This window comes from Parvibaculum sp., from assembly GCF_035325945.1.
Taxonomy (GTDB): domain Bacteria; phylum Pseudomonadota; class Alphaproteobacteria; order Parvibaculales; family Parvibaculaceae; genus Parvibaculum.
Genome location: NZ_DAOKYX010000048.1, coordinates 1 through 10,641, shown reverse-complemented (window position 1 = coordinate 10,641; position 10,641 = coordinate 1). Strand labels below are relative to the sequence as shown.

12 protein-coding genes and 1 tRNA gene are annotated in these 10,641 nt (G+C 66.2%); 2 read left to right on the top strand and 11 right to left on the bottom strand.

Annotation, left to right across the window (positions count from 1 at the left end):
• From PKA57_RS14455 to aroA, 11 genes are all read right to left on the bottom strand, one after another.
• Positions 1-551, bottom strand: a 551-nt coding sequence (locus tag PKA57_RS14455; RefSeq protein WP_324301781.1) for an acetyl-CoA carboxylase carboxyltransferase subunit beta, incomplete at its 3' end; no start/stop codon positions are given.
• A gap of 17 nt (positions 552-568) precedes the next feature.
• Positions 569-1,411 (bottom strand): tryptophan synthase subunit alpha, encoded by an 843-nt coding sequence (gene trpA, locus PKA57_RS14450; RefSeq protein WP_324301779.1) that lies wholly within the window; start codon positions 1,409-1,411, stop codon positions 569-571.
• Positions 1,408-2,628, bottom strand: a complete 1,221-nt coding sequence (gene trpB, locus PKA57_RS14445) for a tryptophan synthase subunit beta (RefSeq protein ID WP_324301777.1) — start codon at positions 2,626-2,628, stop codon at positions 1,408-1,410. Before trpB ends, trpA begins: the two co-directional genes overlap by 4 nt.
• A 70-nt stretch (positions 2,629-2,698) precedes the next feature.
• Positions 2,699-3,361: a phosphoribosylanthranilate isomerase gene (locus PKA57_RS14440; RefSeq protein WP_324301775.1), complete on the bottom strand. Its 663-nt coding sequence runs from the start codon at positions 3,359-3,361 to the stop codon at positions 2,699-2,701.
• The gene (gene pyrF, locus PKA57_RS14435) at positions 3,361-4,074 is read right to left on the bottom strand and encodes an orotidine-5'-phosphate decarboxylase (RefSeq protein WP_324301773.1); all 714 of its coding nucleotides are present in this window, start codon (positions 4,072-4,074) and stop codon (positions 3,361-3,363) included. Before pyrF ends, PKA57_RS14440 begins: the two co-directional genes overlap by 1 nt.
• Positions 4,075-4,136: 62 nt before the next feature.
• Entirely contained in the window at positions 4,137-4,409 is a 273-nt protein-coding gene (locus tag PKA57_RS14430) for a DUF1049 domain-containing protein (RefSeq protein ID WP_324301771.1), read from the bottom strand.
• A gap of 48 nt (positions 4,410-4,457) precedes the next feature.
• Complete coding sequence (gene ihfB, locus PKA57_RS14425) at positions 4,458-4,805, bottom strand: integration host factor subunit beta (RefSeq protein WP_324301769.1); 348 nt, start codon at positions 4,803-4,805, stop codon at positions 4,458-4,460.
• A gap of 107 nt (positions 4,806-4,912) precedes the next feature.
• Positions 4,913-5,860, bottom strand: a complete 948-nt coding sequence (gene sppA, locus PKA57_RS14420) for a signal peptide peptidase SppA (RefSeq protein WP_324301767.1) — start codon at positions 5,858-5,860, stop codon at positions 4,913-4,915.
• Between the two features lie 79 nt (positions 5,861-5,939).
• Entirely contained in the window at positions 5,940-7,649 is a 1,710-nt protein-coding gene (gene rpsA, locus PKA57_RS14415; RefSeq protein WP_324301765.1) for a 30S ribosomal protein S1, read from the bottom strand.
• A 202-nt stretch (positions 7,650-7,851) separates the two neighbouring features.
• A complete protein-coding gene (cmk, locus tag PKA57_RS14410; RefSeq protein WP_324301763.1) occupies positions 7,852-8,493 on the bottom strand; it encodes a (d)CMP kinase in 642 nt (213 codons plus the stop codon).
• Positions 8,490-9,845 (bottom strand): 3-phosphoshikimate 1-carboxyvinyltransferase, encoded by a 1,356-nt coding sequence (aroA, locus tag PKA57_RS14405; RefSeq protein ID WP_324301761.1) that lies wholly within the window; start codon positions 9,843-9,845, stop codon positions 8,490-8,492. The genes cmk and aroA overlap by 4 nt, the downstream gene beginning before the upstream one ends.
• 204 nt (positions 9,846-10,049) lie before the next feature.
• Here aroA and PKA57_RS14400 point away from each other — a divergent pair, with 204 nt between their 5' ends.
• Together PKA57_RS14400 and PKA57_RS14395 are read left to right on the top strand one after the other, a co-directional pair.
• On the top strand, positions 10,050-10,436 hold the full coding sequence (locus PKA57_RS14400) for a TIGR02300 family protein (protein ID WP_324301759.1): 387 nt from the start codon (positions 10,050-10,052) through the stop codon (positions 10,434-10,436).
• A 120-nt stretch (positions 10,437-10,556) separates the two neighbouring features.
• A tRNA-Ala gene (locus tag PKA57_RS14395) sits at positions 10,557-10,632 on the top strand.
• The last annotated feature ends 9 nt before the right edge of the window (positions 10,633-10,641 follow it).

Here is a 10,641-nt window from a genome sequence, read left to right as displayed (position 1 = left end):
GTGCGCGGCATCTGCATGAGCGAGAGGATGCCCTCCTGCATGCGCGCGCCGCCCGCGGCCGTGAAGAGAATGAGAGGCGCGCGCTTTTCGAGCGCGGTTTCGGCGGCCTTGATGATCGCCTCGCCCGCCGCCATGCCGAGCGAGCCGCCCATGAAGGCGAAGTCCTGTATGGAGGCGACGACCTCGATGCCGTCGAGCGGGCCATGCGCGACCGTGATCGCGTCTTCGAGGCCGGTCTTGCTGCGCGCTTCCTTCAGCCGGTCGGGATATTTCTTCTGGTCGCGGAATTTCAGCGGGTCGAGCGGCACGCCGTTGACCGGCACGAGCTGATACTGCCCCTCATCGAAGATCGCAGCGAAGCGCTCCTTCGTGCCGAGCCGCATGTGGTGATCGCAATGCGGGCAGACGCCGAGCGCCGTATCGAGATCGCGGTGAAAGATCATCTCGTTGCAGGCGGGACATTTGCGCCAGAGATTGTCGGGCGTGTCCGTCTTCTTCTTTTTGAAGACGCGCTGGATTCTCGGGCGGACGACATTGCTGATCCAGTTCATGGCTCTCGTTCCTCCGATTATTCCGCGGCGGCTTGGCGTGCGTTGTGAACGCCCTCGGCGAGCTGGCGCACGAAGGCGAGCACGCGCCCGGCGCCGCCCGCCTTGAGCTTGCGACCGGCGTCGAGTTCGGTGGCGATGGCGCCGACGATGGCTGAGCCGATGACGGCGCCGTCCGCCGCCCTGGCGATCGCGGCGGCCTGTTCGGGCGTCCTGATGCCGAAGCCGACGGCGACGGGAAGCGAGGTGTGCCGCTTGATGCGCTGCACGGCGCCTGCAACCTTCGTGCTTTCCGGCGTGGCCGTGCCGGTGATGCCGGTGATCGACACGTAATAGACGAAGCCGGACGTATTCGCGAGGACGGCAGGCAGGCGCTTGTCATCCGTCGTAGGCGTTGCGAGGCGGATGAAGTTGAGCCCGGCATTGAGCGCGGGCACGCAAAGCTCGTCATCCTCTTCGGGCGGAAGATCGACGACGATGAGCCCGTCGACGCCGGCCGCGCGCGCCGCGGCAAGGAATTTCTCGACGCCCATATGGTAGATCGGGTTGTAGTAGCCCATGAGCACGATGGGCGTCTCGTCGTCGCCAGCGCGGAACTGGCGCACGAGTTCGAGCGTCCGCTTCGTCGTCGCGCCGGCCTTCAGCGCGCGCTGCGAGGATGCCTGAATGACGGGCCCGTCCGCCATCGGGTCGGTGAAGGGCATGCCGAGTTCGATCACGTCGGCGCCCGCGGCGGGCAGGCCCTTCAGGATTTCGAGCGAGCCATCGAAATCGGGATCGCCCGCCGTCGTGAAGGTGACGAAAGCCGGGCGGCCCTCGGCCTTGAGCTTTGCAAAGCGTCTGTCGAGGCGTGTCGTGCTCACAGCTTCACTCCGAGGTGCTCGGCGACCGAGAAAACGTCCTTGTCGCCCCGGCCGGAGAGGCACATGACGATGATGTGCTCCCTGGGCAGCGTCGGCGCGATCTTGATGACATGGGCGAGCGCATGCGAAGGCTCGAGCGCGGGAATGATCCCCTCGACCCTTGAGCAGAGCTGGAAGGCGTTGAGCGCTTCCTTGTCGGTCGCGGCGACGTATTTCACGCGGCCGATGTCGCTCAGCCAAGAATGTTCAGGCCCGATGCCCGGATAGTCGAGGCCGGCCGAGATCGAATGGCCTTCGAGAATCTGCCCGTCATCGTCCTGCAGCAGATAGGTGCGGTTTCCATGCAGCACGCCGGGCGTGCCGCCGAGGATCGAGGCCGAATGCGCGCCCGTCTCGATGCCGTGGCCGCCCGCTTCGACGCCGATGATCTCGACGCCGTCATCGTCGAGGAAGGGGTGGAAGAGGCCCATCGCATTCGAGCCGCCGCCGACACAGGCGACGAGCGTATCGGGAAGGCGGCCCTCCATTTCGAGGAGCTGCTGTTTTGCCTCGTTGCCGATTACCGACTGAAAGTCGCGCACCATCGCCGGATAGGGATGGGGGCCCGCGACCGTGCCGATCAGGTAATAGGTGTCCTCGACATTCGTCACCCAGTCGCGCAGCGCCTCGTTCATCGCATCCTTGAGCGTGCCCGAGCCCGACGTCACCGGCACGACCTCGGCGCCGAGAAGCTTCATGCGGAAGACGTTGGGCTTCTGCCGCTCCACGTCCGTCGCGCCCATATAGACGACGCAGGGAAGGCCGAAGCGCGCGGCGACCGTCGCCGAGGCGACGCCATGCTGGCCCGCGCCCGTTTCGGCGATGATGCGCGTCTTGCCCATGCGGCGGGCGAGCTGGATCTGCCCGAGGCAGTTGTTGATCTTGTGCGAGCCCGTGTGATTGAGCTCCTCGCGCTTGAAATAGATCTTGGCGCCGCCGAGCTGCTCGGTCAGCCGCTCTGCGAAATAGAGCGGGCTCGGCCGGCCGGCATAATGCGTGTTGAGCTTCTCGAGTTCGGCAATGAAGGCGGGGTCGTTCTTCGCCTCGTCATAGGCTTTTTCGAGATCGAGGATGAGGGGCATCAGCGTCTCGGCGACGAAACGGCCGCCAAAAATGCCGAAGCGCCCGCGCTCGTCGGGGCCCGATCTGTAGGAATTCACTTTGGAACTCGCGCTCACGTTTATCTCTTTCCCGTCATTCCTCGCCGGGCCGGGAGGCCCATGGCGAAGCTTGTACGATGGGGCACCCTCACAGGGTTCTGGCCGCCCGTACGAACTTCCTGATCAGCTCCGGATTCTTTCGGCCCGGCTCGTCCTCGACGCCGGAGGCGACGTCGACCGCCTCCGCGCCGGTCGTCCGGATCGCCTCGCCGACATTTTCCGCGGTGAGCCCGCCTGAAAGCATCCAGGGCAGGTCCGGTTTCTGTCCGGCGATGAGCGACCAGTCGAAGACGAGCCCGTTTCCGCCGGGCAGCGCATTCGCCATAGATGTAGGCGGTTTGGCATCGAACAGCAACAAATCGGCGCAATCACGGTAAATCTCGATGCGCTCGAGGTCTTCCGGCGCAGCGACGGCGATCGCCTTCATCAGTGTGATGCCGAAACGGCCCTTGATTTCGCGCAGGCGCTCCGGCGTTTCGTTGCCATGGAGCTGGAGAATATCGGGCTTGAGCGCGGCGACGATGCGCTCGAGCGTGGCGTCATCCGCATCGACCGTGAGCGCCACCTTGAGAACCGAAGGGGGCACGCGCTCGGCAAGAGCCGCCGCCTCTTCCGGCGTCACATAGCGCGGGCTGCGGGGGTAGAAATTGAAGCCGAGATAATCGGCGCCCGCCTCGACCGCGGCCGCAACGGTTTCGGGCGTCGAAAGCCCGCAAATCTTCACCCGGACGGGCGTTTTCTGCGTGGACATCATGCAGCCAGCGAAGCGCTGATCGCTTCTGCCGCCTCGCGGGGATCGGCGGCGCCCGTGATGGGCCGCCCGATGACGAGCACATCGGCGCCGCGCGCCAGCGCCTCGGCGGGCGTCATGATACGCTTCTGGTCGCCGATGTCGCTACCGGCAGGCCGGATGCCCGGCACGATGAGCTTGAAATCGGGGCCGAGTTCGCGCCGGAGCCCTTCGATCTCATGCGCCGAGCAGACGACGCCGTCGAGGCCGGCCTTGGCGGCGAGATGGGCGAGGCGGAGAACATGGTCGGCGGGCGCGCCCGTGACGCCCGTTGCCGCGAGGTCCGTCTCATCGAGGCTCGTCAGCACGGTGACGGCGATGACGAGCGGCCGCTCACGGCCCGCCTCCTGCGCCGCCTCGGCCGCCGCCCGCATCATGGCGAGCCCGCCCGCCGCATGGACGTTGACGATGGCGGGCCTGAGCGGCAGCACGGCGCGGATGCCGCCCGCGACCGTGTTCGGGATGTCGTGGAGCTTGAGGTCGAGAAAGACCGGCAGGCCCGCTTCCGCCACCGCGCGGTAACCCTGGGGCCCGCGCGCATAGAAGAACTCCATGCCGAGCTTCACCCCGCCGACCGAGCCCCTGAGCCCGCGCGCAAGCGAGGTCGCGCGCGCCTCGTCGATCGTGTCGAGCGCGCAGAAAATCGGGTTCATGCTCAGGCCTTTGGGGCTCATCCGGGGTCCCTCGTTGAAGTCGCCGCGTTATAGCACCGCCGCGCCGTCCACGAAATGCTGCGCTAGAGGGGCGCCGGGGGCCGGGGCGGCAGCGGGGGCGCTGCCCGCCGTGCCGCCTTGATCTTCGCCTGGCTCCAGGCCGCGAAGCCGCCGATCAGGATGCCGATGAAAAGCGCGGCGAGCACGATCGCCGCCAGCGGCATGTCGAGGCCGAGCGCGGGTTCGGCCGGGTTGAACGGGTCGAGGCTGAACGTCACCCGCTGCCTGTTGGCGACGGCCAGCGCCATGACGATGAGCGCGAGCGGCGGCAGGACGATCCAGCGCAGAAGTTTCAAGGTCTTGCTCCTCCATGGCCTCTCCCGAAAAGCGGGAGGGGCGGGGGATCACTCGTGATCGTCCCCTTCGTCGCCCTCGTCTCCTTCGACGGCGAGGAGCTTGTGCTCCGGAATATCGGCGTTGTTGAGCCGTTCGCGCAGTTCCTTGCCTGTCTTGAAGAAGGGCACGAACTTCTCCTCCACATGGACGGGCGCCCCGGTGCGGGGATTGCGGCCCGTGCGTGCGGGTCGGCTTTTCACGGAAAAGGCGCCGAAGCCTCTGAGTTCCACCCGGTCGCCGCGTGCCAGTGCCGCGCTGATTTCATCGAAGATGGTGGAGACGATGCGCTCCACATCCCGCTGATAGAGATGCGGATTGGCCTGTGCGAGGCGGGCGACGAGTTCGGATTTGATCATGTCTGGCGCGTCCGGGGCTTGGACTGCCGGGAGCAGGCATGGTCCAAGGTTACGTCCAACCCCGCTTCCCCGTACCCCGCCCCCCAGGGCAGTGTGAAACTCATCGGTCAACGCGGCTCAGGGTGCCAAACGCTTGTAAGCCCGTCAAGGGTAAGTCTTTTTGTTTGCAGCGTTTTTCCGGCCAGTGCCTCGACGCCCGCTGCGAGCGCCTGCCCGAGCGCCCGCGCCCCCAGCGGGGTGAGGCCTTCGCCAGGGCGCTCCGGCGCCCAGTCCTCGACCGGAAGGCCGGCCGGAATGTTCCTTGTCCTGGTAAGCCATTTGAGCGCCTGCTCCTCGCCGCCGATCTCGTCGGCGAGCCGGTTTTCGACCGCCTGCCAGCCGGTGAAGACGCGCCCGTCGCCGAGCTTCCTGGCGGTGGCGGCGTCGAGTTTGCGCCGCTCGGCGACAAGGCCGAGGAACCAGTCATAAGAGGAGGAGATGAGCCCCTGCGTGACCGCGAGGGCCTCGGGGCTCGGCTTGTGGAAGGGGTTGGGCTCGGCCTTGAGCGGCGCGGACTTCACCTCCCGCATCTCGACGCCGATCTTGTCGAGCAGGGTTGAGAATTGCGCCCACTCGAAGAGAACGCCGATCGAGCCGGTGAGCGTGTTGCCCCGCGCGACGATGTGGTCGGCCGAAATAGCGGCGATATAGCCTCCGGAAGCGGCGACCGTGCCGAGCGTGGCGACGACGGGCTTCTTCGCGGCGAGGCGGCGCACGCTTTCATAGAGCGCCTCGGCGCCGGTCGTCGTGCCGCCGGGGCTGTCGATGGAGAGGATGACGGCCTTCACGGCCCTGTCGTCCGCGAGCTTGCCCATGAGCTTCTGCAGATCGCGATCGTCGGTGATGATGCCGTTGATCTCGACGCGCGCGATCTGGGCGCGGTGGGGGAGGATGCCGGTTCCGCCGAAAAGCGCGATCAGCGCCGCGGCGCCCGCGGCGATGGCGCCGAAGCGCCAAAAGAACAGGCGGCGCTTGAGGCGCCGCCTGTCTGTGAGTGCATCTGCATCGTAGGACAAGAGGGCATCTCCAGACGTCTGAAACGGAGCCGGAGTCTAGCCCAATTGTCCCTTCGCGTCATGAGCGACGCGGAGACGCTTACTTCTTCTCGTCCTGCGCGCGGTTGAGCGCCGCACCCAGAATGTCGCCGAGCGACGCGCCCGAATCGGACGAGCCGTACTGCGCGACGGCTTCCTTTTCTTCCGCGATCTCGAGCGCCTTGATCGAGAGTGCGATCTTGCGAGCGGCGCGGTCGAACTGCGTCACGCGGGCATCGACCTTGTCGCCGACCGCGAAGCGCTCCGGACGCTGATCGCCACGGTCGCGCGAAAGCTCGGCGCGGCGGATGAAGGCGGAGAGGCCGTCCTCGCCGACCGACACCTCGATGCCGTTCTCCTGAACGCCCGTCACCGTGCAGGTGACGACGGCGCCCTTGCGGATGTCGCCGAGCGCTTCCATCGGATCGCCCTGGAGCTGCTTGATGCCGAGCGAGATGCGCTCCTTCTCGGTATCGACGTCGAGCACCACGGCCTTCACGACCTGACCCTTCTGGTAGTCGGCCATGGCTTCCTCGCCCGACCGGTTCCAGTCGAGGTCGGACATGTGGACCATGCCGTCCACATCGGCGTCGAGGCCGATGAAGAGGCCGAACTCGGTGATGTTCTTGATTTCGCCTTCGACGACGGTGCCGATCGGGAACTTCTCCGCGAAGGTCGTCCACGGATTGTCGAGGCACTGCTTCAGGCCGAGCGAGATGCGGCGCTTCACCGGATCGACCTCGAGCACCATCACTTCGACTTCCTGCGAGGTCGAAACGATCTTGCCGGGGTGCACGTTCTTCTTCGTCCAGCTCATTTCGGAGACGTGGACAAGGCCCTCCACGCCCGGCTCGAGTTCGACGAACGCGCCGTAATCGGTGATGTTGGTCACGCGGCCCTTGAGCTTGGCGCCGACCGGATACTTGGCGGAGACGCCTTCCCACGGATCGGCCTCGAGCTGCTTCATGCCGAGCGAGATGCGCTGCGTCTCCTGGTTCACCTTGATCACCTGGACCTTCACGGTCTGGCCGATCGAGAGAACTTCGGTCGGGTGGTTGACGCGGCGCCATGCGATGTCGGTCACATGGAGCAGGCCGTCGACGCCGCCGAGATCAACGAACGCACCGTAATCGGTGATGTTCTTGACCACGCCTTCGAGCACCTGGCCTTCCTTGAGGTTCTCGACGAGTTCCTGACGCTGCTCGGCGCGCGTCTCCTCGAGCACCGCGCGGCGGGAAACGACGATGTTGCCGCGCCGCTTGTCCATCTTGAGGATCTGGAAGGGCTGCGGAATGTTCATGAGCGGGGTGACGTCGCGCACGGGGCGGATGTCGACCTGGCTGCCGGGGAGGAAGGCGACGGCGCCGTCGAGATCGACGGTGAAACCACCCTTCACGCGGCCGAAGATCTGGCCCTCGACGCGCTCCTGCTTCTCGAAGGCGGCTTCGAGGCGGATCCAGCTTTCCTCGCGCTTGGCCTTCTCGCGCGACAGCACGGCCTCGCCGGCCGAGTTCTCGATGCGCTCGAGATAGACCTCGACCGTGTCGCCGACCTTGACGGAGGCGGGCTTGCCGGGCGTGGCGAATTCCTTGAGGGCGACGCGGCCTTCGGTCTTGAGGCCGACATCGATGATGGCGAGATCGTTTTCAATGCCGACGATCGTGCCCCTGATGACTGCGCCTTCCTGCATCTCGTTGTAGCTGAAGGACTCTTCGAGGAGGGCGGCGAAGTCTTCGCGGCTCGGGTTGAGCGCGCTTTCTGTGCTAGCCAATGTGTTCAGTCTCCTGGCGGTGCTTGTTCCGGCCGACGGTTGTATCCGGCGGTCTTCTCCCTGGGTCGTGAATATGCCCGGGAGCATGTGGACATGAGCAGGCGGTTAGAGGTTTCAAAATAAAAGTGAACGTCGCCGGGACCGTTGCCGAACACTGAAAGGTCAACGCGCGAAGCCCGTGCCGCATTCGCGGCAAACGCGCTTAACTCGTTGACTTGTCAATGATCCGGACGGCCTCGCCGAACGCGGCTTCTATACTCAAATCGGTGGTATCGAGCAAGTGCGCGTCGGGGGCAGGCCGCATGGGGCTGGTTGCCCTTTCGGCGTCGCGACGGTCCCTTTCCTTAGTATCTTCAAGGACTTGTGCCTCGGAGACATCCGCACCCGAATTCTTGAGTTCGAGCCAGCGGCGATGGGCGCGAACCTCGGGGCTCGCGGTCACGAAGATCTTCACATCGGCATCGGGGCAGACGACGGTGCCGATGTCGCGTCCGTCGAGCACCGCGCCCCTGTGCCCGCCCGGCGGGTTGGCCGCGAAATCGCGCTGGAACTGGAGGATGGCCGCGCGCACCGGCGCCATGACGGCGACGAGGGAGGCCGCTTCGCCCGCCTCGCGCGTGCGGATCGCGCGCTCGTCGATCCTCGACATGTCGAGCGCTTGCGCCGCGGCAAGGGCGGCTTGCTCATCGGCCGGATCGCCCCCCGCCGCGATCACCGCCACGCCGACCGCGCGGTAGAGGGAACCCGTATCGAGAAAGGCGAGGCCGTAATGCTGCGCCAGCCGGCGCGCGAGCGTTCCCTTGCCGGATGCGGCCGGGCCGTCGATGGCGATGACGAGGCTCACTGGCCCTGCCCGGCGAGGGTCGCGCCGAGGCCGCGCATGAGCCCGGCGAAATCGGGGAAGCTCGTCGCGATCATCGAGGCGTCGTCGATGGTGACCGGCCTCTGCGCGGCGAGCCCGAGCACGATGAAGGACATGGCGATGCGGTGGTCCATATGCGTCGCAACGAGGCCGCCGCCCTCAACATGGCCGGAGCGCCCCTCGACCGTCATCGAATCCTCCGTTTCGTGGACCTTGACGCCGTTCACCCTGAGGCCCGCCGCGGTGGCCGCGATGCGGTCGCTCTCCTTGACGCGCAGCTCGTGGATCCCGCGCATGATTGTGTTGCCGCTGGCGAAGGCGGCGGCGATGGCGAGCACCGGATATTCGTCGATCATCGAGGCCGCGCGCTCCGGCGGCACCTCGATGCCGCGAAGCTCGCTCGCGCGGACGCGGAGATCGGCAACGGGTTCGCCGCCCTCCTCGCGCTGGTTCATGATCTCGATGTCGCCACCCATTTCGATGAGCGTCGTATAGAGGCCCGCGCGATGCGGATTGAGCGTGATGCCTTCGACGGTGATCTCCGAGCCCGGCACGATGAGGGCCGCGACGACGGGGAAGGCGGCCGAGGACGGGTCGCCCGGCACGACGATGGGGCAGGGCGAGAGTTCGGGCTGGCCGGTGAGGTGAATGGCGACGGCGCCATCCTCGCGTGATTCGGTTTCGACCTTCGCCCCGAAGGCGCGCAGCATCAGCTCCGTGTGGTCGCGGGTCGGCACCTTTTCGATGACGGTGGTGACGCCGGGGGCATTGAGGCCGGCGAGCAGGATCGCGGATTTGACCTGCGCGGAAGCGACGGGGCTCTCATAGGTGATGGGCATGGTGTGGCGCGCGCCGGTGAGCGTGAGTGGCATCCGCCCGCCCTCGCGCGCATGGAAGATCGCGCCCATCTGCGTCAGCGGGGCGATGACCCGGCCCATGGGACGGCGCGAGAGCGATGCATCGCCGATGAAGGTGGCGGTGATCGGGTGGCCGGCGACGAGCCCCATGATGAGGCGGGCCCCCGTTCCCGAATTGCCGAAGTCGAGTGCCTCTGCGGGCTCCCGCAGCGCGCCGACGCCCACACCCCGGACACTCCAGGCGCCCTCGCCCGTGCGCGTCGCCTCAGCGCCGAGCTGGCGCATGATCTCGGCGGTGGCGAGCACGTCCTCGCCCTCGAGGAGGCCGGTGATCCGCGTCTCGCCGACGGCCAGTGCGCCGAAGATGAGCGCGCGATGAGAAATCGACTTGTCGCCCGGAACCCTGAGGCGTCCGGCAAGCGCGTGGGAAGGCTCGGCTATCAGGCTCGAATTCGGGTTTTGTGGTGCATGCGCCAAGGGTCGGATCCGTCAAAAATCGGGGAAAGAGGGTCCCGGCGAAGCGCAGGGCCGTGAGGCGGCGCACTGGCGCTCGCGAATAGGTTTTGACAGGAGCAACTTATCGTGGCAATGGGAAAATCCTTCGGGGCGCTGCCGCGGGAGCGGTGGGCAAGCCCTTGAAAAGCGAGCCAGAGACGCGGAATACCGCGAGGAGAATTCAGCTTGTCGAAACCGGAGTTGGGTACAAAGCGCGACTGCCCGAGCTGTGGCGCGAAGTTCTACGATCTGAACAAGAGCCCGGCCGTCTGTCCGAAGTGCAAGCACGAATTCGTGCCGGACACGGGCGTCAAGGCCCGTCGCGCCAGGCCCGTCGAAAAGCCCAAGGACAAGGTCGCGCCGCGTGCGTCGATCGTCTCCGACGAGGATGCGGACGTGTCGCTCGACGAGCTTCGCGATGAGGAGCTGGCGGCGGAGGGTCTCGGCGACGATATGCTCGAGGAGATCGAGGACGACAGCGGCGCCGATGACGATGCCTTCCTGCCCGACGATGAGGACGAGGAAGACGACGTCTCGGGAATCATTCGCGGCGTCAGCGAGGACGACGAGTAGAATTCCGGCGGCGCCAGGGCGCTTTTTTCTTCCGGTTCAAGGTTTTGCTTGATCAAAGAAGAAACGCGCCCTAAGTTCCGCCACCGCTGCGGGGTTCCCCAAACCCTTCGCGAAATCGGCGGGGCCATAGCTCAGTTGGGAGAGCGCTTGAATGGCATTCAAGAGGTCGGCGGTTCGATTCCGCCTGGCTCCACCAAACCTTCCC

Excerpts from the sequence above, each read along its gene's own strand:
- ihfB (WP_324301769.1), bottom strand. The coding sequence starts at position 4,805 with ATGATCAAATCCGAACTCGTCGCCCGCCTCGCACAGGCCAATCCGCAT.
- pyrF (WP_324301773.1), bottom strand. The coding sequence starts at position 4,074 with ATGAGCCCCAAAGGCCTGAGCATGAACCCGATTTTCTGCGCGCTCGAC.
- PKA57_RS14440 (WP_324301775.1), bottom strand. The coding sequence starts at position 3,361 with ATGTCCACGCAGAAAACGCCCGTCCGGGTGAAGATTTGCGGGCTTTCG.